At 66.1% G+C, this 25,774-nt stretch carries 19 protein-coding genes; 13 read left to right on the top strand and 6 right to left on the bottom strand.

Annotation, left to right across the window (positions count from 1 at the left end; all coding sequences use genetic code 11):
• Nucleotides 1-257: 257 nt before the first annotated feature.
• The 3 genes from DWA33_RS13565 to DWA33_RS13555 form a co-directional block, all read right to left on the bottom strand.
• Complete coding sequence (locus DWA33_RS13565) at nucleotides 258-680, bottom strand: type II toxin-antitoxin system VapC family toxin (RefSeq protein WP_114358604.1); 423 nt, start codon at nucleotides 678-680, stop codon at nucleotides 258-260.
• A 27-nt stretch (nucleotides 681-707) separates the two neighbouring features.
• On the bottom strand, nucleotides 708-962 hold the full coding sequence (locus tag DWA33_RS13560) for a FitA-like ribbon-helix-helix domain-containing protein (RefSeq protein WP_114358621.1): 255 nt from the start codon (nucleotides 960-962) through the stop codon (nucleotides 708-710).
• A gap of 257 nt (nucleotides 963-1,219) precedes the next feature.
• Nucleotides 1,220-1,966, bottom strand: a complete 747-nt coding sequence (locus DWA33_RS13555) for a hypothetical protein (protein WP_114358603.1) — start codon at nucleotides 1,964-1,966, stop codon at nucleotides 1,220-1,222.
• Between the two features lie 803 nt (nucleotides 1,967-2,769).
• Here DWA33_RS13555 and DWA33_RS13550 point away from each other — a divergent pair.
• From DWA33_RS13550 to DWA33_RS13530, 5 genes are all read left to right on the top strand, one after another.
• Nucleotides 2,770-4,050, top strand: a complete 1,281-nt coding sequence (locus DWA33_RS13550) for an RluA family pseudouridine synthase (RefSeq protein ID WP_114358602.1) — start codon at nucleotides 2,770-2,772, stop codon at nucleotides 4,048-4,050.
• A 202-nt stretch (nucleotides 4,051-4,252) separates the two neighbouring features.
• Nucleotides 4,253-4,621 (top strand): hypothetical protein, encoded by a 369-nt coding sequence (locus DWA33_RS13545; protein WP_244601294.1) that lies wholly within the window; start codon nucleotides 4,253-4,255, stop codon nucleotides 4,619-4,621.
• 18 nt (nucleotides 4,622-4,639) lie between these two features.
• Nucleotides 4,640-5,425, top strand: a complete 786-nt coding sequence (locus DWA33_RS13540; protein WP_114358600.1) for an ATP12 family chaperone protein — start codon at nucleotides 4,640-4,642, stop codon at nucleotides 5,423-5,425.
• Between the two features lie 69 nt (nucleotides 5,426-5,494).
• Nucleotides 5,495-7,276 carry a flagellar hook-length control protein FliK gene (gene fliK, locus DWA33_RS13535; RefSeq protein ID WP_114358599.1) on the top strand — a complete coding sequence of 594 codons (1,782 nt, stop codon included), beginning with the start codon at nucleotides 5,495-5,497 and terminating at the stop codon, nucleotides 7,274-7,276.
• Nucleotides 7,273-7,548 (top strand): EscU/YscU/HrcU family type III secretion system export apparatus switch protein, encoded by a 276-nt coding sequence (locus DWA33_RS13530; protein WP_114358598.1) that lies wholly within the window; start codon nucleotides 7,273-7,275, stop codon nucleotides 7,546-7,548. The genes fliK and DWA33_RS13530 overlap by 4 nt, the downstream gene beginning before the upstream one ends.
• Nucleotide 7,549: 1 nt before the next feature.
• On the opposite strand, the gene DWA33_RS13525 is transcribed toward DWA33_RS13530, so the two are convergent.
• Nucleotides 7,550-8,011, bottom strand: coding sequence for a DUF4260 domain-containing protein (locus DWA33_RS13525; RefSeq protein ID WP_114358597.1), 462 nt, complete (start codon nucleotides 8,009-8,011; stop codon nucleotides 7,550-7,552).
• Between the two features lie 275 nt (nucleotides 8,012-8,286).
• Here DWA33_RS13525 and DWA33_RS13520 point away from each other — a divergent pair, with 275 nt between their 5' ends.
• The 7 genes from DWA33_RS13520 (at nucleotide 8,287) to DWA33_RS13490 (ending at nucleotide 20,917) form a co-directional block, all read left to right on the top strand.
• A complete protein-coding gene (locus DWA33_RS13520; RefSeq protein ID WP_114358596.1) occupies nucleotides 8,287-9,819 on the top strand; it encodes an acyl-CoA carboxylase subunit beta in 1,533 nt (510 codons plus the stop codon).
• Between the two features lie 197 nt (nucleotides 9,820-10,016).
• Nucleotides 10,017-10,874 carry an SDR family oxidoreductase gene (locus DWA33_RS13515; protein WP_114358595.1) on the top strand — a complete coding sequence of 286 codons (858 nt, stop codon included), beginning with the start codon at nucleotides 10,017-10,019 and terminating at the stop codon, nucleotides 10,872-10,874.
• Nucleotides 10,875-11,092: 218 nt separating this feature from the next.
• Complete coding sequence (locus DWA33_RS13510; RefSeq protein WP_244601293.1) at nucleotides 11,093-15,961, top strand: P-loop NTPase family protein; 4,869 nt, start codon at nucleotides 11,093-11,095, stop codon at nucleotides 15,959-15,961.
• A gap of 763 nt (nucleotides 15,962-16,724) precedes the next feature.
• Nucleotides 16,725-17,564 (top strand): formate/nitrite transporter family protein, encoded by an 840-nt coding sequence (locus tag DWA33_RS13505; RefSeq protein ID WP_013501955.1) that lies wholly within the window; start codon nucleotides 16,725-16,727, stop codon nucleotides 17,562-17,564.
• 67 nt (nucleotides 17,565-17,631) lie between these two features.
• Nucleotides 17,632-19,365 (top strand): bifunctional protein-serine/threonine kinase/phosphatase, encoded by a 1,734-nt coding sequence (locus DWA33_RS13500; RefSeq protein WP_114358594.1) that lies wholly within the window; start codon nucleotides 17,632-17,634, stop codon nucleotides 19,363-19,365.
• Nucleotides 19,366-19,452: 87 nt separating this feature from the next.
• Nucleotides 19,453-20,001, top strand: a complete 549-nt coding sequence (locus DWA33_RS13495) for a hypothetical protein (RefSeq protein WP_114358593.1) — start codon at nucleotides 19,453-19,455, stop codon at nucleotides 19,999-20,001.
• A gap of 106 nt (nucleotides 20,002-20,107) precedes the next feature.
• On the top strand, nucleotides 20,108-20,917 hold the full coding sequence (locus tag DWA33_RS13490) for a DUF1295 domain-containing protein (RefSeq protein WP_114358592.1): 810 nt from the start codon (nucleotides 20,108-20,110) through the stop codon (nucleotides 20,915-20,917).
• A 63-nt stretch (nucleotides 20,918-20,980) separates the two neighbouring features.
• Here DWA33_RS13490 and DWA33_RS13485 read toward each other — a convergent pair whose 3' ends face one another.
• A complete protein-coding gene (locus DWA33_RS13485; protein WP_114358591.1) occupies nucleotides 20,981-21,268 on the bottom strand; it encodes a GCG_CRPN prefix-to-repeats domain-containing protein in 288 nt (95 codons plus the stop codon).
• Nucleotides 21,269-21,503: 235 nt separating this feature from the next.
• Nucleotides 21,504-21,926: a hypothetical protein gene (locus DWA33_RS13480; RefSeq protein ID WP_114358590.1), complete on the bottom strand. Its 423-nt coding sequence runs from the start codon at nucleotides 21,924-21,926 to the stop codon at nucleotides 21,504-21,506.
• 322 nt (nucleotides 21,927-22,248) lie between these two features.
• Here DWA33_RS13480 and DWA33_RS13475 point away from each other — a divergent pair, with 322 nt between their 5' ends.
• The gene (locus tag DWA33_RS13475; protein ID WP_114358589.1) at nucleotides 22,249-25,734 is read left to right on the top strand and encodes an indolepyruvate ferredoxin oxidoreductase family protein; all 3,486 of its coding nucleotides are present in this window, start codon (nucleotides 22,249-22,251) and stop codon (nucleotides 25,732-25,734) included.
• Nucleotides 25,735-25,774 lie beyond the last annotated feature (40 nt).

Genomic DNA, 25,774 nt, shown 5'->3' with positions numbered 1-25,774 from the left:
CCGTTGATTGACACCATCAGTTTGAGGGACGACCACCCTTCCGCCAATTCGCCAAGCGACCTGCTCGGCCTGGCCGGCCCGTTACCCCATCTACGGCGCTGCATGCGCTGCAGCGGGCAAAGGCGGCGCGAAACGCGGTGAGCGCAGCGGCGTCGTAAACCCGCAATGACCGTAGCCCGCATGAGCGCAGCGACATGCGGGAAGCGTTTCTCACGCAACTCCCCGGGTATCGCTTCGCTTACCCGGGCTACGCTTGCTCAGTCGCCGGTCGTCCAAGGATCAATGACCGTCAGGCCTGCGGCGTCGAACGCGCTCGCGTCGCGCGATGCCACGGCGAACCCGTGTGCGGCGGCGATCGCGGCGACATAGCCGTCGGGCGTGGGAAAGCCCTTGCCGGCAGCGCGTGCCTTCACGGCGAGATCGGCATAGCGCCGCGCTGCAGGTGTATCGAAGGACAGGACGCGGCGGTCGAACTGATCCAGCAAGCTGTCGATCCGAACTGCCAGCAAGTCCTTTCGCTTGCCGTCAGGCATCGCGCCGACGCCGTAGAGAAGTTCGGCCACAGTGATGCTGGATAGGAACAGGGTCTCGGCTGCCTGAACGTCGAGCCAGGCGCGGACCGACGGGTGAGGTTCGGGTTTGATCGCTTCGGAGACGACATTGGTGTCGAGCAGGATCATTCGAAGCACCAATTCACGAGCATCAAGTCATTCGAACTTCATCGGCTGCGCCGGACGCGTATCGCGGACCTGTTCGAGCGCCTCGATATCGGCGTTGGTGAGACCCATCTTTCGACTTATCTCAGACAAGGCGGTGCCGAGCAGCACGCGGCCCTCGGGGCGGACCGCGGCCTCCAGAATGGCCCGCATCTCCGCTTCCGCGCTGCGATTATGCTGCGCCGCGCGAACCTTCAGGGCCCGATGCGCCTCCTCCGAGAGGTTGCGAATGGTGACGGCGACCATGATGGCGTCCTCCGCAGGAATAAAAGCGATGCTATCAAAGTAGGAAAGATGATGGCGTTGTTCAAGAGAAGTAGCGGTGAGCATGCGCGGCCGCGGGAGTTCTCCCGGCGGAAGCGGGGCGGAGTGCGATAGCGCAGAGTGGATCCGTGGGCGGATCAACGCAGAGATCGTAGGGTGGGTTATCCGAAGGTGTAACCCGTCAGTTAGCGGACAATTTCGGCGGACGAGTTGGCGGGTTACGCTTCGCTAAGCCGCCCCTACGGGCTGGCCGGTTTCGCGACCCGGATCACCTCGCCAAGCAGAACGTCCAGATCGGCAGCGAAATCCACCTGTACGGCTGATGGAATGTCTTCACGCGTTCGGATCGCGGAGTGCAATTGCATGTCAGCGATATTGCGTAGGGACGTTTCTAGCCTCTGCATGTTGCCTTTGAAAGACTTGTTCGTCTTAGGCCCTCCATAGTTGCTTGCAATTTCCGTAAACGTTGCAAATCCCAGCACAGGAGGAACGTGGTTGAGGATAGTGCGCAGCAGCATCGCTGTGGACATATAGCAACGGTTCGCCGCTGCTACGTTGATTTCCCTGCAGAGTTCGACAAGTCGAGAAAAATCCCAGTTGCCCGCTCCGATGTTTTGGAGTGCTACGATCCGGGCATGATCCACGTAGGGTTTCGCGCCGGGCGGTGAGGGCGAGGGCTTGGCCAGCTTACGCTGAATAGCCCGGACGGCGGCGCGGATGATTCCTGATGCCTCTTGAACCGAAGCATACGAAGGCCCGCTGACGAAGCCGCCAGCGCCAGCGTTGACGGCTTGAACAAGGTTCAAGGAAAATTCGTTTGCGTGGTTCAACTCACCGTCGATGATCGATTTCGCTTCAATAGCCAATACCTTGAAGGTCGCCGAATGCTCCGTTGGCAGAATCAGGCCCGAAATGCTTCCTGCATCTCGAAACAAGGGAAGCAAAGCGTCCATCCTGTCAGCAATTGCGGTGAGATCTTCGATCATTGTGGCTCAGCTACAGTTCTGTATTCGAACAATTAATGACATGCCATGACTCACGTATCAGTGCACGGTACTTCCTTAGAAATTCTAGCCCTATACTCCTAAAATCATGGGTGAGGGCGATAATGAAGATAGAGCTCGCTCTTGACAAAATTCCTATAGGATCATATACCTATTCGCGTTCCGTCCGCGAGGGGCGCTTCTAGAGGCGTCTTGGAGTGGGGCGGGGTGTGGCGCCTGCGGGCGGGGGAGGACGTATCCCCGCGCCTCCGGGAGGCTGAGGGCGACCGTCCGCCGCTACTACGAGCGGCCGCCGCTTTCGTGGCTGGACGGGGGCAGCAGAACGCGGAGAAATCCCGCGCACTCCCTGTCCCCGGAAGAACGGTCCGAAGCCTGACAGAACGCCACGGTGGAGCGCCGGAAGGCGTTTCCGCGGCCTCTGATTGCCGGCGATCCGGTGATCACGCTGCGGCAACCACCACCAAGGTGCGCCTTTCGGCGCTCCGCCGCCCCTCATCGTCGCGAGGGGCGGAACGTCCGCAAAGCTCGGGCGCAACGCGCCGCGAGAACGCGGATGTTCGGCCGGGGCTGCCGTTGAGGCGGTTGTTCCGGTCCGCAGTCCAGCCGGCGCAAGCCGCGCCGGGCTGTGCGCTCCGAGCCGCGGCTCCGCGCCGCGCGGCGGTCCCGGATGTCGCTGCGCTCATCCGGGCGACCGGGCAGGCCACGCGCGGAGCGCGCCGCATTCCGGCCGTGACCCGATGGCGCTTTTGCGCTAGGCACAGCCTCAACCCCGGAGCTTTCATCCTATGAGCCGTCGTACCAAGAAACCCCTCGCCAAACGCGGTCCCGGCGACGATCGCCCCAAAGGCGCCAGCCGACCGGCGAAGGCGGGTGCGGCCAAGGCAGGGCCGGTGCGCGGCAATCGCGGGGAGGACGGGCGGCCGCTGTCGGCGCGGCCGGTGCGCAAGCGTGAGCGGCCTTCGGCAGAGCGGCCGGACGAGCGGTTTGCCGAGCGGTCCGGCGCGGCGTCGCGTTCGCGGCCCGAATCCACGGCAACGGAGCCGCAAAAGGCCGCCAAGCCCGACGCGCCGCTGCCGACCAAGGTCGAGACCGTCACCGTCACGGCGGACGAGAACGGCATGCGGGTCGATCGCTTCCTCGAGGCGCGGTATCCCGGGCTGTCGTTTTCCCACATCCAGCGCATCGTCCGCAAAGGCGAGCTGCGGGTGAACGGCAAGCGTGCCGATTCGAAGGACCGGCTCGAAGAAGGCCAGAGCGTGCGGATTCCGCCGCTCAAGCTCGATACGCCGAAGCTGCCGGGGCATCTGTCCGAGGCCGAGCAGAAGACCCTTCAGACCCTGAAGGACATGACGCTGTTCGAAGACGCCGACGTGCTGGTGCTGAACAAGCCGGCCGGGCTCGCGGTGCAGGGCGGCTCGGGCACGACGCGGCACATCGACCAGATGCTCGAAGTGCTGCGCGACGCCAAGGGCCAGAAGCCGCGGCTGGTGCATCGGATCGACAAGGAGACCGCCGGCTGTCTGCTGGTGGCCAAGACCCGGTTCGCCGCCACCGCGCTGACCGGTTCGTTCCGCCACCGCTCGGCGCGCAAGATCTATTGGGCGCTGGTCGCCGGTGTGCCGAAGCCGAAGCAGGGGCGGATCTCGACCTATCTCGCCAAGGACGAGAGCGAGGAGGATTCGATCATGCGCGTCGCCAAGCATGGCGACGACGGCGCCAGCCATGCGGTGACGTACTACGCGGTGGTCGAGACATCGGGGCAGAAGCTGGCCTGGGTGTCGCTGAAGCCGGTGACCGGGCGAACCCATCAGCTCCGCGCCCACATGGCGCATATCGGCCACGCCATCGTCGGCGATCCGAAGTACTTCAACATCGAGAACTGGCAGCTGCCCGGCGGCCTGCAGAACCGGCTGCATCTGCTCGCGCGCCGGATCGTGATCCCTCATCCGCGCGGCGGCGTGATCGACGTCTCGGCGCCGCTGCCGCCGCACATGCTGCAGAGCTGGAACCTGCTCGGCCTCGAGCACGACCGGTTCGATCCGATCGAACATGCGCCGGAAGAATGAGGGCGTGCGCCGGCTTGCGGCGGCGCGCGGCGATGCCGACATGGCCAAGATGGCAACGCTTCCTCTCCACTCACTCTCCCGTCATGCCCGGGCTTGCCCCGCATGCGCGGCCGAAGCCGCTTCGGCGCGGCGAAGGCCCGGGCATCCACGTCTTGCAGCGTGTCTGCCGAACAAGGCGTGGATGGCCGGGACAAGCCCGGCCATGACGAACCGAAGTCTGAAGCCTCTGGTACTCGGATTGATGGCCAGTGCGCTGCTGATCGCAGCGCTCGCCGGCCCCGCCGCCGCGCAGGTGGTGCTGCCGGGCGCGATGCCGTCGGCGATTCCGCCGATGGCGCCGCCGCCATCGGCGCCGCCGCCGGTGATCACCGTGCCGAAGGTACCGCAACTCGCCGCGCCGCCGCCGCTCACCCACGAGCGGATCCAGCCGGCGCCGGATCTGCCGAAGGCGCAGCTGCAGCAGCGCGGTCATTTCGGCGACCGGATCTCGCGCTGCCTCGACGAGGGCGCGGCGATGGGGCTCAACGCCAGCGAGCGCGCCGCCTATTCGCGCGCCTGTGCCAATCAGTGAGTTAGTCGAGAAACCAGGATGCGTGATCTGTTCGACGAGGTGGCCGGCAAGTCGCCGCTCGATCCCAACGAAGCGGTGCGGCGTACCAGCCGGGCGCAACTGCCGAAGCGGTTCTACAAGCAGGCCAGCGTCACCGAGGAGGACGGTGGCTTTGCGGTGCGGCTCGACGGCCGCGCGGTGAAGACGCCTTCGCGCAACGCGCTGGCCGCGCCGGACCCCGTGCTCGCCGAGGCGATCGCTGCCGAATGGCAGGCGCAAGGCGAGACCATCGATCCGTCGATGATGCCGCTGACCCGGCTCGCCAACAGCGTGATCGACGGCGTTGCCGGCCGCATTGAAGCGGTGACCGACGACATCGCCAAGTATTTCGCCTCGGATCTTCTGTTCTATCGCGCCGAGCACCCCGAGGAGCTGATCGCGCGCGAAGCCGAGCATTGGGATCCGGTGCTGTATTGGGCCGCGGAGGCGTTCGGCGCGCATTTCATCCTGGCGCAGGGCATCATCCATGCGGTGCAGCCGGACACCGCGATCGCGGCGGCGCGCGCCGCGCTGCCGCAGGGTCCGTGGTCGATCGGCGCGCTGCATGTCGTCACCACCATCACCGGCTCGGCGCTGCTGGCGCTGGCGCTGGCGCATGGCCGGCTCGATGCCGATCAGGTGTGGGCGGCGGCGCATGTCGACGAGGATTGGAACATCGAGCAATGGGGCCTCGACGAAGAGGTCGCCGCACGCCGCGCCGCCAAGCAGGCGGAGTTCACGGCCGCCGCCCGGGTGATTGCGGCGCTGGGTTCCCGGAGAAGTTAACGACGGGTTTACGACCCTCGCTTAGTCTGATCGGATCGCGCTTTCAGCAGCCGCCCGCAAAGGACAGCGATGGCGATTTCGGTCAATCCGAACCTTCCTTTGGTCGCGCTGCAGGGCGTGACCGCGGACGTGCTGCTGCAGCCCGGCGCGGTGCTGCAGGCCAAGGTGCTGTCGGTCCTCGATAACAACCAGGTTCGGATCGCGATCGGCGGCCAGACCGTCGAAGCCACCACCCAGGTTCCGCTGCAGGCCGGGCAGACGTTGCAGGTGTCGGTGTCGCAGACCGACGCCGGGATTCGACTGGCGATCGTCAATCAGCCGGTTACCACCACGACCGCGCAGGCGGCGCTGGCGGCGTCCGGCCCGGCGGTCGACCGCGTCACGCTCGGGCCGCAGGCGATCGTGGTCACTTCAGCGCAGGCGGCGCCGAGCATCGTGCCGGCCGCAACTCCGGCGCTGACCCCGCAGCAGGCTGCCGCGGTGGCGACCGCAGCCCAGACCGCGGTGACGCAGCAGACCGGGCTGTCGGCGCTGTTCGCCAATCTCGACGCGGCGGCGAAGTCCGGCGGGATGCCGGCGGCGGTGCGCGAGGCCGCGACGCAGGTGCTGGCGCAGCAGCTGCCGACCGGAGGCGGCGTCTCCGGTGCCGACATCCAGAAGGCGTTTCAGAATTCCGGGATCTTCCTCGAAGCGGCGCTGGCGCGCGGTGCGGCAAGCACCGGCGCGGCCACCGATCTGAAGGCGGCGCTGCTGGTGCTGCGCCAGGTGCTCACCACCGCGCTCGGGGCCGCGACCGCGCAGGCCGGCAGCCCGGTGACCACGCCGGTGCTGCAGAACGGGCAGGGCACTTCGCTGCTGGCGCTCACCGCGCAGATGAAAGCCGAAGCCGACCTGCTCGGGCTCAGCGGGCGGGCGGCGGCGACCGCTGCGAACGGCGCGACGCCCGCGCTGCCGCTGACCGCGTCGCCGACGCTGGCCTCGCTGGCGGGCTCGACCGCCGCGGGCGCAGCCGCGTCCACCGCCGAGCAGTCGCTGGTGCAGAACGTCATCGCCCAGCTCACCGGCACCGCGACCGCGGCGACCGCGCAGGCCGAGACCGCCGCCGGCAGCGCGGCGACGCTGAGCGCATTGCAGCGGGCGCTGCAGGCCGATCCGCAGACCGCCGCGGTGCTGGCCAAGGCCGGGCTCAGCAATCCGGTGCTGCTGTCGCTGCTGCCGGCGCTGACCGGCACCCGGATCGTCAAGGACGACAGCAGTATCGCCCGCACCAACACCCCGCCGCCGCCGTTTCCCGGCGCGCTGCCGGCCGCCCAGCCGGTGATGCCGGCCAATCTCGATCCGCGCGCCGCGCCGGATGCCAATTTGCGCCGGATTCTGACCGAGACCGAGGGCGCGCTGGCGCGGCAGACGCTGCTGCAGGTCGCCTCGCTGCCGGACCGTGTCGACGCCGCCGCGGCCCGGGTCGAGGCCGCTCCGCCGCGCTGGAGCTTCGAGATCCCGCTCGCCACCCCGCACGGGACCGCCGTGGCGCAGTTCGAGATTTCGCGCGACCGCGACGAGGCGGCCCAGCCCGGCGACACCGGCGGTACGGTATGGCAGGCGCGGTTCTCGCTCGATGTCGAGCCCGCCGGGCCGGTGCACGCGCTGATCTCGCTGCGCGGGGAGAAGACCACGGTGCGGCTGTGGGCGGAGCGCCCCGCCACCACCGCCCAATTGCGCGCCGGCGCCGCCGACCTCGGCCGCGCGCTGGCCCGCGCCGATCTGGTGCCCGGCGACATCGTGGTGCGCGACGGCACGCCGCCCGCGCCACGCCCGGCCGCAGCCGGCCATTTCCTGGACCGTGCGCTGTGACCACAACAGACACCAAGAATCCGCTCGCGATCGCCCTGCACTACGATTATGCCGGCGCCCCCCGGGTGGTCGCCAAGGGCAAAGGCGCGCTCGGCGCCAAGATCATCGAAGTCGCCAAACAGCACGACATTCCGATCGAAGAGAACGAAATGCTCGCCGGCGCGCTGTCGCACGTCGAGCTCGGCGACGAGATCCCCGAGGAGCTGTACAAGGCGGTGGCCGAAGTTCTGGCCTTCGTGCTGCGGCTGTCGGGGCGCGGTCCGGTGCGCTGACTCAGGGCTGGCCGGCCGGCGCCCGGCCGATCCCGCCGAGATGGGTGAAGCGGAAGCCGGTCTTGTACTTCAGGCCGAAGCCGAGCGCGCGGTCGAAGCCGATATGCGCCAGCCAGATCATCGCCACCGTACCGGCGTAAGGCACCACCAGCACGATCCCGGCGATTGCCAGCAGCAGCGGCCCGATGGTCGAATGCAGCGCGTTGTAGACCACGGCGCCGACCTTCGGTCCGGCTAGATAGCCGAGAAAGCTCAAGTCGGGCGCGAAGAACAGCAGCGCATACAGCTCCCAGGGCGCCTCCGAGATCACGTAGAACAGCGAGCAGCCGACGAACAGCGCCAGCCCCTCGGCGCGCAGCACAGTCAGGACGCCGCCGCTGGCCACCGCCAGATCAGCCATGCTCGGATCGGCAATGGTTGGATCGGCCGCGGTCGGATCGGCGGTGGGCGGGACGGGGGCCATCGGGCGGCTCCGTGTGGCGGCCCCGCGATATAGGAGGGTTCGGGGCAAGGCGCCATCACGGTTTCGCATCCGGCCGATGCAGATTCGGCGCCGGTGTCCGGCTGCCGGCCGCAAAGCGTGCAGAACCGGGTTCGGACACGCCGAAAGGGCTAGGCCAGTTCGGCCCAAGGCGGTTTCCTCGCGCCGGGCGCCCTGCTAGAAGGCCTTGATTGTTGCGGTGAAAAGGGCAAAACCTCCGCACGCCCAACCAAGAAAAGAAAACCGGCTTATTCATCATGAAGCACATCCTGGAAGCATTGGACGAACGGCGCACGGCAGCCAAGCTCGGCGGCGGCGAAAAGCGCATCAACGCGCAGCACGCCCGCGGCCGGCTCACCGCACGCGAACGGATCGACCTGCTGCTCGACAAGCATTCGTTCGAGGAGATGGACATGTTCGTCCAGCACCGCTCGACCGAATTCGGGATGGAGAAGACCAAGATCCCCGGCGACGGCGTCGTCACCGGCTGGGGCACGGTCAACGGCCGCAAGGTGTTCGTGTTCGCCAAGGACTTCACCGTGTTCGGCGGCTCGCTGTCCGAGACCCACGCGGCGAAGATCACCAAGATCCAGGACATGGCGCTGAAGGCGCGCGCCCCGATCATCGGCCTGTACGACGCCGGCGGCGCCCGCATCCAGGAGGGCGTCGCGGCGCTCGCCGGTTACTCCTACGTGTTCCGCCGCGTGGTGCAGGCCTCCGGCGTGATTCCGCAGATCAGCGTCATCATGGGCCCGTGCGCCGGCGGCGACGTCTATGCGCCGGCGATGACCGACTTCATCTTCATGGTGAAGAACACCAGCTACATGTTCGTCACCGGCCCCGACGTCGTGAAGACGGTGACCAACGAAGTCGTCACCCCGGAAGAACTCGGCGGCGCCTCGGTGCACGCCACCAAATCGTCGATCGCCGACGGCGCGTTCGAGAACGACGTCGAGACGCTGCTGCAGATGCGCCGGCTGCTCGACTTCCTGCCGGCGAACTCCTCCGAAGGCGTGCCGGAATGGCCGAGCTTCGACGATATCGAGCGCGAGGACTTCTCGCTCGACACGCTGATCCCCGACAATCCGAACAAGCCCTACGACATGAAGGAGCTGATCCTCAAAGTCGTGGACGAAGGCGATTTTTTCGAGCTGCAGGACACCTTCGCCAAGAACATCATCACCGGCTTCGGCCGCATCGCCGGCCGCACGGTGGGCTTCGTCGCCAATCAGCCGATGGTGCTGGCGGGCGTGCTGGACAGCGACGCGTCGCGCAAAGCGGCGCGGTTCGTGCGGTTCTGCGACAGCTTCAACATCCCGATTGTCACCTTCGTCGACGTGCCGGGCTTCCTGCCGGGCACCGCGCAAGAGTACGGCGGCCTGATCAAGCACGGCGCCAAGCTGCTGTTCGCGTTCTCGCAGTGCACCGTGCCGCTGGTCACCGTGATCACCCGCAAGGCCTATGGCGGCGCCTTCGACGTGATGGCGTCGAAGGAGATCGGCGCCGACATCAACTACGCCTGGCCGTCGGCGCAGATCGCCGTGATGGGCGCCAAGGGCGCGGTCGAGATCATCTTCCGCCAGGACATGGACGATCCGGACAAGATCGCGGCGCGGACCAAGGAATACGAGGACCGCTTCCTGTCGCCGTTCATCGCCGCCGAGCGCGGCTATATCGACGACGTGATCATGCCGCACGCCACCCGCCGCCGCATCGCCCGCGCGCTGGCGATGCTGCGCGACAAGAAGATGGAAATCCCGGCGAAGAAGCACGACAACATGCCGCTGTAACGGCATCGGCTCGTTTGAGTTGGAAAGGGCGGTGGTCGCGATGCGATCACCGCCCTTTGTGTTTTTGAGCTGACGCGAAGCTCCTGGCCCGGCCCATTTGATGGTCCAACCATGGTAGAGACTCATAAGGACACAGCTATCGGCTCAGATGTCTGGTATCCGTGCGTATCGTCATGCCCAGATGGAATGATGTCCCGATGAAGTTATTGATTTTCGGCTTGGGCTATTCGGCCAGCTACATCGCGCAGCATTTGCAGGGCGCCGGGATCGAGGTAACTGCAACCGTCAGAACAACCGCCAAGGCTGAAGAGTTGGGCCGGCGCGGGATCGCCGCACGGGTGTTTTCATCCTCTTATGTCGATCCACTGATCGCTGATGATATCAAGTCGAGCGACGCCATTCTGTCGTCGGTCCCGCCAACTGAATCCGGCGATCCGGTTCTCGGGTCCTTTGCCTGCGCGATCACCAGTGAGTCCAAGTCGCGCTGGATCGGCTATCTTTCGACGATCGGCGTGTACGGTGACCACCTCGGCAATTGGGTCGATGAAACAACGCCTGCGACGTCGGAAAAACCCCGCTCGCAGCTCCGGATCGCCGCTGAGCAGCGCTGGCTGGTGTTAGGCGCGCACGTTTTTCGTCTGTCAGGGATCTACGGCCCGGGCCGAAACCAACTGGAGAAGCTCGCAGCCGGAACGGCGACGCGTATCATCAAGCCCGGCCAGGTCTTCAATCGAATTCACGTTGCCGATATCGCCGCGGTGGTCGCTGCGTCACTTTCGCGACCGCTACCCGGCGCCATTTACAATGTCACCGACAATGAGCCGGCGCCGCCGCAGCAGGTCGTCGAATTCGCCGCTGAACTCTGCGGACGAACACCGCCTCCTGAAATTGCTTTCGAGCACGCCGAGCTGTCTGCGATGGCGCGCAGCTTCTATCTGGAGAATTGCCGGGTCCGCAACGATCTGATCCGCACGGAGTTGGGAGTTACGTTGGCCTATCCATCCTATCGGGAAGGGCTCTCGGCCTTGCGAGCGCTCGGCGAGGGGCCAGCCTAGCGGTCGGAGAGCTTTGATACACAGATGAAGCTGATTGCAGGCACTGGGACAATTAGTTGCGTCGATGAAGTCGTGAGCGCCATCCTCCACAGCCGATACGTTGCAAAACTTGCGATTCAAGGAATAAATCTCGACGTCTAATTTTAGGGAATGCCATGGCTGCCGGAACATGTCAGACATCTAAAATGCACGCGGGTGGACGGGCGACCGAAGCCGGGATGGCTTTTCAAGCGGAAGTTGGGACATGGCTCGCCGCCCATCTGCTCGCACGGATGCCGGTCGGCGGGCGGTTCGGCCTCGCCAACGCACCATTGCCGGTCTCGATCCAGCTCGAAACCGGCGACGGGCTCGACGACATCCGCGTGGATCAGGACGATTGCAGCCGTATCGACTTGCAGAGCAAGACCAGCGCCGGGCTGGCCACCAGTCTCAAGAGCCCGCTCGGCAAGACTATCAGCCAGCTTGTTCGCGTCATGATCGACGCCCGCGCCGCCGGCGTCGCGGTCGATCCAGCGAAAGCGCGCGCCGTGCTAGCGGTTGCCGCCGACGCACCGCGCACGCTCGATGTGCTGGAGCGCGGGTGCCGAGCGTTCGATCTAGGCGGCAGCTGGGCAACTACGAAGGCTGGGCGGTCTTCGGCCGAGCGCGACGCGCTCGATCTCTTCGAGACCCATGCGCGGGCAGCATGGGCGACGCATTCGGCCACGCCGCCGACCGACGAAGAACTCGCGGCGATGGCACGGCTGTTCCGCATTGTGCGCTTCTCGATGACCGAGGGCGAAGACAATTGGCGCGAAGTCTCGCGTCTGCTCGGCGCACGTCTCTATGGTGCCGAAGCTGCCGGCGATGCGCCGTTGCGCGAGTTGAAGGGCATCATCCGGGGCATGATCGGCAGCGGCGCGCCCGCGAATCGCGCCGGACTGCTGCGCGAGCTTCGCCGGCTAGGGCACAATGACGTCGGCGCCGCCGACTACACCGCCGACCTGGAGCGTCTGTCGGCCGCGACCGAGGTCGAGCTTGCGCGCCTCGAAGGACATACGCGCCTGCCGATCGGCGGGGGCGTTCCCATCGCGCGGGCCAGCGATGGTCCCCTCAGTGCGGCTGTCAATACCGGCTCGTTGATCGTCATCGGTGAACCCGGTGCGGGCAAGACCGGCGCGCTCGTGGCACTCGCGCAGGCCCGCCGCGCAGCGGGCGATAAGGTTGTATTCCTCTCGGTCGATCGCTTACCCGGCGTGGCCATTGCCGCCGATCTCCAGTCCGAGCTGAAGTTGGCGCATCCGCTGACCGAGGTGCTTGCCGCCGCGCCCGGTTCAGGGCGCAAGCTGCTTATCATCGATGCTCTTGACGCCGCGCGTGGCGGTCCGGCTGAAGGCGTCTTCGCCCAGCTGATTGAGGTGCTGCGTGCCTCGGCGCCAGATTGGACCGTGATCGCCTCGATCCGCACGTTCGATCTGCGCAACGGTCGGCGATTCCGTGACGCCATGCCCGGCTCGCCGCCTGATCCGACCTTTGCGGAGTCGGGTCTTGCCACAGTGCGACATTTCCAGGTGCCGCGGCTTGCGGACGCGGATCTTGAGGCTGCGGCCGTGGCCGCCGCCGATGTGGGCGCTTTGCTTGCCGCCGCGCCGGACAAGCTGCGGGATCTGCTGCGCAATGTCTTCAACCTCTCGCTTGCCGCGCAACTGCTCGCCGATGGCGCGAGCCCCGACAGCATTCGGACCGTCGCCACCCAGGCCGACCTGATCGACGCCTATGAGGATCGCCGCCTCGTCGGCACCGCAGTGCATCAGGCCGCGGCTGCTACCGTCCGCGCCATGGTTGATCGGCGCCGGCTTGCGGTGCGCAAGATTGTCGTTGGGCACGATCAGCTCGACGCAATCATCCGGACCGGCGTGCTTGCTGAATCCGGCGATCTCGTCAGCTTCGCCCATCACGTGCTGTTCGACCATGTCGCCGGCCGTTTCTTCCTCGAATGGGACGATCCCGAGCGGCTGATCCCCCAGCTCGGCGGCGACAGCTCCATTGCGCTCATGCTGGCCCCGGCGCTCCGCTTCGCGATCGAGCGGCTGTGGCGGCAGGATGATGAGGGCAAGGCGCATGTCTGGCGCCTGATCGCAGATATCTACGCCGATCCGGTAGTTGATCCAGTGCTAGCCAATGTCGCGCTGCGCACCGCGATCGAGCGGGTGGGCGCGAAGGCCGATGTCGCCGGGCTGGTCGCGCTGATCGCGGCCCGCCCGAATGACGCAGCGCTGGCCACCATGCTTTCGCGGCTTGCCCGCTTCGTCGGTCTGGCGGTCGATACCGCCGGCACCGTCGCACCGGGGGAAGCACTCGCCTGGGCGTCGCTCGCCGACGCTGCGATTAGAGCGGGTTCGCGCGACCTTTCCGACGCCACGCGTGTTCTGCTCCACACCCTGTTCGACAAGGCCGATCTTGCCGAAGCTGAATTGCTCGGCGTGTTCAACCGCGCGGCGCGGGCGCTGCTCGCCTTTGCCTGGGCCGCCGATCCGCCGATGCAGCAGACGGCGACCAACTCGATCCGCTTCGTTGGCAAGAGCTTCGCGGCCGATCCCACCGAGTCGCGGGCATTGCTCGACCGGATACTCCGCGACCCGCATTTCTCGGCCCATGCCGATAGGGAAGCGGCCTGGCTTTCTGAGCAGATCATGCCGATTGCGCGGGCCGACGCCGATTTCGCGATCGAGATTTACCGCGTCCTCTATTCGCGCGACATCACCGATGACAGCACCTCGTTCATGGGCGGGCGGGCGAGCCGGATTTTGCCGCTCTCGTCCAACCGCAGCCAGGATTACCGTCTCTGCCGCTACGATCTGGGCCGGCAGGTCACTCGCCTCCTCGAGTTTTCGGTGCCACTGGGCACGCGCGCGATCGTCGAGGCATCGCTCGGTGATACCGATCGCGCGATGCCCTTGGGCGACAATCGCAAACAGGTCGTGGTGCCGGGTCGCGCGCCGTTCGACCTGCTCGGCCACGACCATGCCTATAAGGCCTGGGACGACACTGAGGATTGTCACGGCACGCAAGACGACGATGTGCTCCAGCAACTCGTCGCCCATCTGCGTAGCTGCTCGTCTGCCGCCTTTGCCGCGACAGTCGACGCGGCCGCAACCGACTATGCCGGGCCGGCGGTGTGGACGCGTCTCTTGGGCGTCGGCGCCCAGCGTCTCGGCGAGGTCGCCGACCTGTTGTGGCCGTTCGCGTGCAACATCACGATCTTGGCGCACGGCGACATCGTGCGCGACGCCGTCCGCTTTTTGGCCGCGGCCTACCCGTCGCGTTCGCTTTCCGAGCGGACGGCATTCGAGGACGAAGCGTTGCGGGCCGGTCTATTATTCAAGGACGAAGCCGAGCAGCGCTGGTGGCGCCGCACGCTCAGCCGGTTCCTGTCGCTGGTCGATGCGGACGCGATCGCGACCGATCCGATGCGTGCGCTGCGCGAGGAACTCGTCGCGGCGAACGAGCTGGTCGGCAATCCGCCGGCGCGCTCGGAGTCGATCCGCTGGGGATCGTCGCGCGGGGTCACGCGCAGCCTGCTCGCCGGCGAAGGCGTCAATGTTGATGAAGGCGTGGACGCGCAGATGTTGTCGCAGTCCGAGGTGCTCTACGAGTTGGTGCAGACGACGTCCCCGGCCAGCGACGCGGCTGCGCTTGGCGCCTTGTGGACGGTAACGCTCGCGACGATCGGCATGTACGACGCCAATGCGGCCGTGCTTCACGAAAAGGTCGAGCAGCCCATCTGGGGGGCTATCAGCAATGCTGTCAAGCGCATTGTCGATGCCGACGCTTATGTGCCCGGCACCGAAGGCCTGCCGTCGCTCGATGAGTTGCTCGGCGTTCTCGAACGCTTGTGGGCCAGTCGCTTTCCCGAACAGAGGCGGAAGGACGAGGATTCAAGCCTGAGCTGGGGCGATTGGGATGTGCGCGTCTATGCCGCCCAGGCCTATGCCGAACTCGCCAGGCGCTTCGGCGAAACGCATAGCGAACTCGTCCGCAAGTTCGATGTGATGCTGGCCGATCCCGTGCCCCAAGTCCGCCTCCAAGCCGCGCAACGATTGTTGGTTCTTTGGAATGTCGCACGGGAAAAGATGTGGGTCCTCGCCGAACAGGTGGCGCGTGACGAGCCGCATATCGGAGTATTGACGTTTTTCCTCCACTCGGTCGTGTGGCGCGTCACTTGGCAGGACGTTGAAAAGTGCAAGGCGATCATCGAGATCGTTCGTGCCCGTCGCGAGGCGGTCGAGCGCGACAACAAGGCGGACCGCGACAAGGTCGCCGAGCAACTCGGCAGACTGACCGCGCAGCTCTGGTGCCGGCAGGAAGAGGCCATCGCGCTCGAATGGCTCAAGGCCTGGGTCAACGACCCCGCCGCGCATCGCGAGTTCTTTACGTCCTTCCTGTCGATGCTGCGCGATGCCTTCTTCGCCCGCTATGCGAACGGTAAGGAGCGCGGTGCTGGGCTTGCCGATCGCTCACAGCAAGCGGCGATGGTCATCCTGGCGGCTTGCTCGGCGGCCGCGGACGCCAGCCATGCTGCGGTCATGCGCAAAACGGTTGAGGGCGCCGAGCGTGAGGCCGCCATCGCCACCTACCAGGCGGCGGAGTCGGTGATCGGCCACCTGATGAACCAGGTCTATTTCGGCTCGGGCGCGCACGCCGACGATCACGAGGCGAAAGTCGGCCTCACGTCCCCCGAGTCGATGCACCGGTTCCTTGTCGATTATCGCCCGATGCTCGCTCTGCTGGCGGCGTCACACGAACCTTCGACACACCATCATCTCGTCGAACTCTACGAGTTTCTGATCCCCGGCGATCCAGCTGGGGTGTTCGACGCGCTCCATGCGCTGCTGACAGGCCCTGCCGCGCGAGAGGGCTATCATCACGAAGGCCTCGCCGCGCCGGTTATCGTGCGGATGATCACCCGTTACATCGCCGATCACCGTTCGATATTTGAGGACGACAAGCGGCGCGCCGCGCTCGTAGAGATCCTGCGCTTGTTTTCGGACGTTGGTTGGTCAGACGCGCTAAAGCTGCTCTACGAACTTCCGGATCTGCTTCGCTGACGTGACCCTACTTTGCGCCGCCTGTCGCTATGCTTTTCCCGTGGCTCGCTCCAGGCAACCTTCGATCTGATCGATTGAGCCTCTTCAGTTCGTCGGCGTTGTCGTCTTTCGCGACTTCCAGCAAGCGTAGCCAGGATGAGCGAAGCGACTTCCAGGTTTGGCGCTCCCGCATGTCGCTACGCTCATGCGGTCTACTGATTCAAACTACGCTTTTCCAGATTTGCACGACAGGCCAGACCTCATCATGAGGAAAACGCGAATTGCCGTCTTGAACTATGTGCCGCGGGCCCATGCGTGGCCGCATCCTTCGAGACCTCGGCTCCTTGTATTAGTGCGATCTGCTCAGGATGAGGACCAAGTAGCCAGCGAAGGTCCAGATCGGCGCCCACCATCGAGAGGCGCTGGAGGGGCCCCCGGGGCAGATTGGGACGTTGCCTCAAATGCGAGCTATGCGCAGGCCGGTTGCGCAGACTCTGGGCATCGGCGCAGCCCAGCGGCGGGGCCGGTGCAGCGTGATCTGAGGAATTTCTCGGGGAAATGCGCGTAACCCCAGTCATCAGGCACTGGCACGGCGATTGCTTAGTAAGTTCCGGTCAACGACGACCGCCGTCCGAGAATTGCCCAAGCCGCCTGCCGGCAGACAGCAATGGGACAGCTCTCCATCAGGAGAGCCGCGGCGTCGCCCAGGCTCCGCACCCTTGTTGCTCCCGTCGCTTGTGCGTTCCGACGCGGCCTTTTCAGCAGCAAACGGAGCACGGAGCAGATGTCCTACCTCGCGCCTTCTGAATTCGTCACCAAGATGGTCGACGCCGGCGAGTCAAAGATCCTGATGTCCACCCGCGACACGGTGATCCGCGCCTACATGGCCGGCGCCATCCTGGCGCTCGCCGCCTGGTTCGCGGTGACCATCAACGTCAACACCGGCCAGCCGCTGATCGGCGCGCTGCTGTTTCCGGTCGGCTTCACGATGTTGTATCTGCTCGGCTTCGACCTGCTCACCGGCGTGTTCGTGCTGGCGCCGCTGGCCTGGCTCGACAAGCGGCCTGGCTGCACGATCGGCGGCGTGCTGCGCAACTGGGGCCTGGTGTTCATCGGCAATTTCGCCGGAGCGGTGACGGTGGCGTTCCTGATGGCGTTCGTCACCACTTTCGGCTTCAGCCAGGCGCCCGACAAGGTCGGCACCGCGCTCGGCAATATCGGCGAGGGCCGCACGCTCGGCTACGCGGCGCATGGTGCCGCCGGCATGGCGACGCTGTTCTTCCGCGGCGTGCTGTGCAACTGGATGGTCTCCACCGGCGTGGTGATGGCGATGATCTCGACCACGGTGCCGGGCAAGGTGCTGGCGATGTGGATGCCGATCCTGGTGTTCTTCTACATGGTGTTCGAGCATTCGGTGGTGAACATGTTCCTGTTCCCGTCGGGCCTGATGCTGCACGCCAAGTTCTCGATCCTCGACTATCTGATCTGGAACGAAATCCCGACCGTGCTCGGCAATCTGGTCGGCGGGCTCGCCTTCACCGGGCTGACGCTCTACACCACCCACGTCCGCACCGCGGCGAAGCGCAGCATCGCGCCGGTCTCGTCGCCGCGCATTGCGGCGTAATCCGCTCGGGTTCGGGAGCTTCGCCCCTGGGGGTGAAGCTCCCGTTGTTCGTTTCGCAGCAGGGCGTATGGCGCAGCAGCTCACAGTCTCGATCGGGCAGGCGTCGTCGCCGGGGCGCAAGCCCGTCAATCAGGATTTCTATGGTGCGCTGATCCCGGCCGAGCCGCTGCTCACCACCAAGGGCATCGCGATCGCGCTCGCCGACGGCATTTCGTCGAGCGACGTCAGCCAGGTCGCCAGCGAGTCCGCGGTGAAGAGCTTTCTCACCGACTACTACTGCACGTCCGAGGCGTGGTCGGTGAAATCCTCGGCACAGCGGGTGATCGCCGCGACCAATTCATGGCTGCACGCCGAGACCCGGCGCAGCGACTATCGCTACGATCGTGACAAGGGCTATGTCTGCACGTTGAGCGCGCTGGTGCTCAAAGGTGCGGCAGCGCATCTGTTTCACATCGGCGACAGCCGGATCTATCGGCTGGCCGGCGCCGCGCTGGAGCAGCTCACCGAGGATCATCGGGTGCGGCTGTCCGCCGAGCAGAGCTATCTCGGCCGCGCGCTCGGCGTCAATCCTCAGGTCGAGATCGACTACCAGTCGGTGCCGGTCGCGCCCGGCGACGTGTTCGTGTTGGCGACCGACGGCGTCTACGACCACGTCGCGCACCGCTTCATCGTCAAGGCGCTGGACGAGCACGCCCGAGACCTCGACGCCGCGGCGCGCGCGATCGTCAGCGAGGCCTTCAACAACGGCAGCGACGACAATCTCACCGTGCAGGTGGTTCGGATCGACGCAGTGCCGAATGCGGAGGCCGCCGATCTGTTCGGCCGGGCCGCGGAATTGCCGTTGCCGCCGCAGTTCGAACCGCGCGCCGAGTTCGACGGCTACCGCATCCTCCGCGAGCTTCACGCCACCAGCCGCAGCCATATCTATCTGGCGGCCGATATCGCGACCGGCGAACTGGTGGCGCTGAAGACGCCGTCCGTGGATCTGCGGGAAGATGCCGACTTTCGCAGGCGCTTCCTGCTGGAGGAATGGATCGCGCGGCGGATCGACAGCCCGCATGTGCTGAAGCCGCGCGCGGTGCAGCGGCCGCGCAGCTCTCTCTACGTCGCCTTCGAATACATCGACGGCCAGACCCTGGCGCAGTGGATGATCGACCATCCGCGCGCCGAGCTCGAAACCGTCCGCGCCCTGATCGAGCAGATCGCCAAGGGGCTGTATGCGTTCCACCGCAAGGAAATGGTGCATCAGGATCTGCGCCCCGCAAACGTGCTGATCGACCGCAGCGGCACGGTGAAGATCATCGACTTCGGCTCGGTGCGGGTCGCCGGCGTCGCCGAGCTGGGGCCGTCGGGCGGCGACGAATTCCTGGGCACGGTGCAATACATGGCGCCGGAATATTTCGCCGGGCAGGGCGGCACGCCCCTGGCGGATCAGTTCTCGCTTGGGGTGATCGCCTATCAGATGCTGACCGGCCGGCTGCCCTATGGCGCCGAGCTGGCGCGCGCCAACCAGGCGCTGAAGCCGCGCAAGCTGCGCTACAGCCCGGCCGCGGACCATAATGCCAAAGTGCCGGTGTGGGTCGACCGCGCGCTGCAACGCGCCGTCAGCCTGGATCCGGCCAAGCGCTATCCGGCACTGTCTGAATTCGTTCACGACCTGCGGCATCCGCGGGCCGACTATCTCGACGCCCGGCCGCAGCCGCTGGCCGCGCGAAATCCGCTACTGTTCTGGCAGTTGTTGTCGGCGCTGCTGGCCTTGATCGTCGTCGGGCTGCTGGCGCGTCTGCATGGCGGACTTTGATCGGCGGCCGACTGCGCCGAGCGATATTGAACAGGCTGCGGTTCTCGGGCAAGCTTCGCCGCCTTCAACCATCCGGGCTCACCGTTCATGCTCCGCATTGCCGTTATGTGCCTGATCGCGTCCCTCGCAACCGCCGGCAGCGTGCGCGCCGCGGACACCGAAAGGCTGCTGCTGCAATCGCCAAAGGGCTTCAAGCTCGCCGCCGATACGGCCAACGACAAGGAGAGCACCACGGTGCTGGTGCCGGGTGGAGAGAACATCGCCAACGCGACGACGCGGATCACCGCCCAGACGCTGTTCAGGCAGGCCGAGCAGTCGCCGGAGGCCTATCGCGCTGCCAGGCAGAAGGCGGCGATCGCGGCGTGTCCCGGCGCCAGGTTCGAAGACCTCCGGCACGGCAACGAGAACTTGTATCCGATGGTGATGTGGAGCGAGAGCTGCCCGAGCGCCAAGGACGACGGCAAACCCTCGCTGAGCTGGTGGAAGGCGGTGCAGGGCCGCGAGAACTTCTACGTGCTGCGGCTCGCCGCCGACGCCGAGCCGGCCCCGAAGCAGCGCAAGCTGTGGACCAAATTCTTCGAGCTGTCCCGGGTGTGCGACAGCCGGGTGCCCGGCCAGCGCTGCAAGACCAAATAGCCGCCGCCGCGGGCTGGCTCGCGCGCCGCTTTGATGCGGCACATGGCGGCTGTCGGCCGATCGGTCTATAAGCCCGGCAACCGGGGCAACAACGATCGGCTTCGACATGACGATACCGTGGCATCTCGTTTCGCTGGCGTTCGCCGTCTGCCTTGTGGTCGCTGCGCCCGGCTTCCGGCGGGTCTATTACTTCGTCAGCCTGTGCTATGCGGGTGCGATTGCGGCGCAGAGTCTGGTGTTCGCGCTGCTGTTCTCCAACACCATCTCCGGCTGGGTGACGCTGCAGCTTGTGCTGCTGCTGGCCTACGGCGTTCGGCTCGGCGCGTTCCTGGCGATCCGCGAACGCAATCCGGCCTACGCGGCGGAGCTGGCGCGTGCCGAGCGCCGGACTGCAGACCTGAAGCTGTGGCACAGGATCGCGATCTGGCTCGGCGTCAGCCTGCTGTTCACGCTGCTGTTCCTGCCGGCGCTGCTGACGCTGTCGCTGCAGGCCGAGGGCGTGTGGCCGGTGTCGGTGCCGCTCGGGGTGATGATCATGGTCGCCGGGCTGTGGGTCGAGAGCCTCGCCGACTGGCAGAAGTATCGCTACAAGGCTGAGCACCCGTCGCATTATTGCGACGTCGGGCTGTATCGCACGGTGCGTTGCCCGAATTACTTCGGCGAGATGCTGTTCTGGTTCGGCGTCTGGTTTTCCGGCCTGTCGGCCTATGGCTCCGGCTGGGCCTGGGCGCTCTCGCTGCTCGGCCTGGTGTATATCGAAGCGCTGATGACGGCCGCTGCCGCCGGTCTCGAGCGCAAGCAGGATGAGCGCTACGGCGATCGGGCCGACTATCAGGACTACGTCCGCAGCGTGCCGATCCTGTTTCCGTGGGTGCCGCTCTACAGCTTGCGCAAGCTGCTCGTGCGCTTCCGTTGAAGCTGTCGAACGCAAAAAAGCCCCGCGCGAAGCGGGGCTTTTGGAGACCAGTTGCCGGAGCGATCAGAACCGGCGGAAGCAGCGGCCGTGACGCCAGGCGTAGCCGGGCGGGCAGACGCGCGGCGCGACCACGCGCGGCGGAACGACGACCGGGCGGCCGTAGACCGGACGGCGCGCCATCGGACGGCAACGGCCCATCGGACCGCGCGCCCAACCCGGACCGCAACCCTGCGCGACCTGGATCACGTCGCCGATGGTGGCGGAGCCGAGCGGCGCCAGCGGCATCGCATTGGCTGCACCGGCTCCCACCAGCGTCGCGGCGAAAATGGCTGCGGCAAAGATCTTCTTCATTTGTCGGTTCTTCCCTTCACTGGCCGTCGATCGGCTCTGTGACCCTCGCGACGCGTCCTTCGATCCGAAGTCGGCGTGCGTTCTATTTGTCCCCAGAATGCGTGTATCCGATTCGGTCTGAACACGGCATGAATGCGGCAGGCCGCAGTCGCGGGCAGGCGACAAGACAATACGGCGGAAGGCACGCGCCATCCGCCGCATCATCAAATCGTCGCTGCAGTTCGCAGGCGGGCTGTTAGTTCTGTGAGCCGCTGCTCGGGGCGGCGCGCGGCGCGGGCGCCGCGCCGGTGGTCACGCCGTCGGCGTTCGGATCGCTGCTGCGCGGCGTGACGTCGCGAACGCCGGGCGGCACCGGCGGCGCATTGTGCGCATCGGTCTGGCCGGGCGGCGGCGGCGAGGTCTGGGTTGCGACCGATGGATTGTCCGGAGCGATCGCGGTGCTGTTCATGCCGTAGAACACGGCGGCGAACACCAGCACGATCGCCAGCGCCACCAGGATCAGCCGACCCGACGTCACCGGACCTTCGCGCAGTTCCGGATCGGCCTGCAACTCCGCATCGAGTTGCGAGGGCGTGCGGGGATCACCGGTCGGTGCATCGGGCCGGTACGGCCCGGTCGGTGCATCGGGCCGGTACGGATCATCTGGATTGCGTGCCATTGAGTCCTCCTTGCGGCTTCTTCACTAATCCATCGCCCATCCTTACGTTCCGCCCGTGTCCGGTTCCGCAGGTCGGATCTCGTTTGGTCGACGCCATGCGTGTTGCGGTGCGGCGGATACGATTGTTCGTCCGGGGCCCGTTCCGCGGCACTTTCTTGAACGCCCGCGCATGTTCCGAGACATCAAAATGCGAATAGCCGTGCAGCGTTTGCAGAGCTGCTTTTTGTGATGCGCGGGGCGGAAAAACCAGCTTAGACTGGTTCGAAACAGACCGCGTCAGCGGCCGAATGGCCCTTGCGGTCCAATGCCTTGCGAGGGCCGGATGGGAATCGACCAGGGACCGATCAGTCTCGATCAGAAATACACGCAGCACTCAGGACACGTCTTCCTTACCGGCATTCAGGCGCTGGTGCGGCTGCCGATGGCGCAGGTTCGGCGCGACCGCGCGGCGGGCCTCAACACCGCCGGCTTCGTCACCGGCTATCGCGGCTCGCCGCTCGGCGGCTACGATCAGCAGCTCGTCGCCGCGCGCCGTCATCTCGAACAGTACAACGTCAAATTCCAGCCCGGCGTGAACGAAGATCTCGCCGCTACCGCAATCTGGGGCACCCAGCAGCTCAATCTGTCGCCGGGCGCGAAGTACGACGGCATTACCGGCATCTGGTACGGCAAGGGTCCGGGCGTCGATCGCTGCGGCGACGTGTTCCGCCACGCCAACGCCGCGGGCTCGGCCAAGCACGGCGGCGTGCTGTGTCTCGCCGGCGACGATCACGGCGCCAAGTCCTCGACCGTACCGCATCAGTCCGACCACGCCTTCATCGCCGCCTTGATGCCGTATCTGTATCCGTCGTCGATCCACGAGATGATCGAGATGGGGCTGCTCGGCATCGCGATGTCGCGCTATTCCGGCTGCTGGGTCGGCATGAAGGTGATCACCGAGACGGTGGAGACCACCGCGGAGATCAATCTCGCCGACGAGATGAAGCCGTTCGTGATCCCGACCGACTTCGAGATGCCGCCCGGCGGACTCAATTTGCGCTGGCCGGACGACCGTTACGATCAGGACCGCCGGCTGCAGGACTACAAGGGCTTCGCCGCGATCGCCTTCGCCCGCGCCAACAAGGTCAACCGCATCACCATGGATTCGCCGAACGCCAGGTTCGGCATCATGGCCTCGGGCAAGAGCTACGAGGACGTGCGCCAGGCGCTGCGCGAGCTCGGCATCGACGAGCAGGTCGCCGCCCGGATCGGCCTGCGGCTGTACAAGATCGGCATGCCGTGGCCGCTGGAGCCGGAAGGCGTGCAGGAATTCGCCCGCGGGCTGGAGGAGATCTTCGTGGTCGAAGAGCGCCGCGAGATCGTCGAGAACCAGGTCAAGCAACTGCTGTTCGGGATGCGCGACCGGCCGCGCGTGATCGGCAAGATGGACGATCACAACCATCGCTTTCTGCCGTTCGCCGAGGAGCTGAGCGTCGCCAAGGTCGCGACCTCGATGGTCGACCGGCTGCTGGCGATGGAGATCGATCCGACGGTCGCCGAGATGCTGCGCGCCAAGGCCGACTGGTTCCACGGCCGCGACGCGTCGCAGGTGCAGTCGGTGGTGCCGATCGCGCGCACGCCGTATTTCTGCTCGGGCTGTCCGCACAACACCTCGACCAAGGTGCCGGAAGGCAGCCGCGCGCTCGCCGGCATCGGCTGTCACTTCATGTCGCTGTGGATGGACCGCTCGACCGAGACCTTCACCCACATGGGCGGCGAGGGCGTGCCGTGGGTCGGCATCGCGCCGTTCACCGACGAGAAGCACATCTTCGCCAATATCGGCGACGGCACCTATTTCCATTCCGGCAGCCTCGCGATCCGGCAGTCGATCGCCTCGAAGGCGAACATCACCTACAAGATCCTCTACAACGACGCGGTGGCGATGACCGGCGGTCAGCGCCACGACGGCGATCTGTCGCCGCAGCAGATCACTTACCAGCTGCATTCCGAGGGCATCCGCGAGATCTATCTGGTCTCCGAAAATCCCGACGCCTATCCGGCCGACACCATCGCGCCGGGCGTGCATCTGCGCCACCGCGACGAGCTCGATGCGGTGATGAAGGAATGCCGGGAGATCAAGGGCGCCTCCGCGATCGTGTTCGTGCAGACCTGCGCGGCCGAGAAGCGCCGCCGCCGCAAGCGCGGCCTGATGGAAGATCCGGCGCGCCGGGTGATGATCAACGCCGCGGTGTGCGAAGGCTGCGGCGATTGCTCGGTGCAGTCGAACTGCATCTCGGTCGAGCCGCTGGAGACCGAGCTGGGCCGCAAGCGCGCCATCAACCAGTCGACCTGCAACAAGGACTATTCCTGCCTCAAGGGCTTCTGCCCGTCCTTCATCACCATCGACGGCGGCAAGCTGCGCAAGCGCGCGGCGGTCGATCTCGGCGATCTCGGCTCGTTGCCCGAGCCGGCGACGCGGCCCGGGCTGGATAAGCCGTACAACGTCGCGGTCGGCGGCGTCGGCGGCACCGGCGTGCTGACGATCGGTGCGCTGCTCGGTATGGCGGCGCATATCGAAGGCAAGGCGTCGATGATCCTCGACATGTCGGGCCTGGCGCAGAAGGGCGGCGCGGTGCTCAGCCACGTCCGGCTGTCGGACAAGCCGGAGGACGTCACCTGTTCGCGGATCGTCACCGGCACCGCCGACGTGCTGATCGTCGCCGACGAAGTGATGGCGATCTCCAAGGAGACGCTGTCGCTGTGCGAAGCCGGCCGCACCCACGGCGTCGTCAACACCCATCTGATCCCGATCGCCGACTTCATCCGCAACCGCGACTTCGATTTCCAGACCCGCAAGGTCAACAACGTGCTCGAAGCCGCTCTGCGCAGGGACTCCGCGTTCCTGGACTTCACCAAGGCGGCCGAGACGCTGCTCGGCGACTCGATCGCCACCAACATGATGATGATGGGCTTCGCCTATCAACAGGGTCTGTTGCCGCTGTCGGCGAAAGCGATCGAGCAGGCGATCGAACTCAACGGTGTGTCGATCAAGATGAACACCCAGGCGTTCCGGCTCGGCCGACTCGCCGCCGCCGATCCGGCGCGGCTGGCCTCGCTGCTGCACGGCGCCGATCATGCCACGGTCGGCAAGACCCAGGGCGAGATGTCGCTCGACGAGATCATCGCGCATCGCAGCGCGCTGCTCACCTCGTATCAGGGTAAGCGGCTGGCCAAGCGCTACGCCGATCTGGTCGCCAAGGTGCGCAGCGCCGCGGATGCCGGCGGCTACGGCGAGGCGCTGCCGCGTGCGGTGGCGCTGAACTACGCCAAGCTGCTCGCCTACAAGGACGAGTACGAGGTGGCACGGCTGCTGACCGAGCCGGGCTTCGAACAGCAGATCCGCGACCAGTTCGAAGGCGACTACAAGATCAGCTTCAACCTCGCGCCGCCGATTCTGCCTGGTGTCGATCTCACCGGCCGGCCGAAGAAGCGGCAGTTCGGCGAGGCGATGCGCCCGGTGTTCCGGACGATGGCGAAGCTCAGCTTCCTGCGCGGCACGCCGCTCGATCCGTTCGGCTATCACCCCGAGCGCAAGCTGGAGCGGAAGCTGATTGCCGACCACGAGGCGGATGTCGCGAGCGTGCTGCAGCATCTGTCGCCGGCGACGATCGACACCGCGGTCGAGCTGCTGTCGATGCCCGACCGGATTCGCGGCTACGGCCCGATCAAGCAGAAGTCGGTCGACGACACCGCGCCGCGCTTCGCCGAACTCCGTGCTAATCTGCGCGACCCGCAACCCGCTCCGCCGCGGCAGATGGCGGCGGAGTAGATCTGCCGATAGTTTCCACGTCCTTGCGAGCCGAAGGCGA

The organism is Rhodopseudomonas pentothenatexigens (assembly GCF_900218015.1).
GTDB lineage: Bacteria > Pseudomonadota > Alphaproteobacteria > Rhizobiales > Xanthobacteraceae > Rhodopseudomonas > Rhodopseudomonas pentothenatexigens.
Note: the sequence above shows the minus strand (reverse complement) of the source record. Positions and strands in the feature narration are given on the sequence as shown.

Excerpts from the sequence above, each read along its gene's own strand:
- DWA33_RS13485 (WP_114358591.1), bottom strand. The coding sequence starts at position 21,268 with ATGAAGAAGATCTTTGCCGCAGCCATTTTCGCCGCGACGCTGGTGGGA.
- DWA33_RS13550 (WP_114358602.1), top strand. The coding sequence starts at position 2,770 with ATGAGCCGTCGTACCAAGAAACCCCTCGCCAAACGCGGTCCCGGCGAC.
- DWA33_RS13505 (WP_013501955.1), top strand. The coding sequence starts at position 16,725 with ATGTCCTACCTCGCGCCTTCTGAATTCGTCACCAAGATGGTCGACGCC.
- DWA33_RS13560 (WP_114358621.1), bottom strand. The coding sequence starts at position 962 with ATGGTCGCCGTCACCATTCGCAACCTCTCGGAGGAGGCGCATCGGGCC.
- DWA33_RS13515 (WP_114358595.1), top strand. The coding sequence starts at position 10,017 with ATGAAGTTATTGATTTTCGGCTTGGGCTATTCGGCCAGCTACATCGCG.
- DWA33_RS13480 (WP_114358590.1), bottom strand. The coding sequence starts at position 21,926 with ATGGCACGCAATCCAGATGATCCGTACCGGCCCGATGCACCGACCGGG.
- DWA33_RS13500 (WP_114358594.1), top strand. The coding sequence starts at position 17,632 with ATGGCGCAGCAGCTCACAGTCTCGATCGGGCAGGCGTCGTCGCCGGGG.
- DWA33_RS13490 (WP_114358592.1), top strand. The coding sequence starts at position 20,108 with ATGACGATACCGTGGCATCTCGTTTCGCTGGCGTTCGCCGTCTGCCTT.
- DWA33_RS13565 (WP_114358604.1), bottom strand. The coding sequence starts at position 680 with ATGATCCTGCTCGACACCAATGTCGTCTCCGAAGCGATCAAACCCGAA.
- DWA33_RS13520 (WP_114358596.1), top strand. The coding sequence starts at position 8,287 with ATGAAGCACATCCTGGAAGCATTGGACGAACGGCGCACGGCAGCCAAG.
- DWA33_RS13555 (WP_114358603.1), bottom strand. The coding sequence starts at position 1,966 with ATGATCGAAGATCTCACCGCAATTGCTGACAGGATGGACGCTTTGCTT.
- DWA33_RS13495 (WP_114358593.1), top strand. The coding sequence starts at position 19,453 with ATGCTCCGCATTGCCGTTATGTGCCTGATCGCGTCCCTCGCAACCGCC.
- DWA33_RS13545 (WP_244601294.1), top strand. The coding sequence starts at position 4,253 with ATGACGAACCGAAGTCTGAAGCCTCTGGTACTCGGATTGATGGCCAGT.
- DWA33_RS13525 (WP_114358597.1), bottom strand. The coding sequence starts at position 8,011 with ATGGCCCCCGTCCCGCCCACCGCCGATCCGACCGCGGCCGATCCAACC.
- DWA33_RS13475 (WP_114358589.1), top strand. The coding sequence starts at position 22,249 with ATGGGAATCGACCAGGGACCGATCAGTCTCGATCAGAAATACACGCAG.
- fliK (WP_114358599.1), top strand. The coding sequence starts at position 5,495 with ATGGCGATTTCGGTCAATCCGAACCTTCCTTTGGTCGCGCTGCAGGGC.
- DWA33_RS13510 (WP_244601293.1), top strand. The coding sequence starts at position 11,093 with ATGGCTTTTCAAGCGGAAGTTGGGACATGGCTCGCCGCCCATCTGCTC.
- DWA33_RS13540 (WP_114358600.1), top strand. The coding sequence starts at position 4,640 with ATGCGTGATCTGTTCGACGAGGTGGCCGGCAAGTCGCCGCTCGATCCC.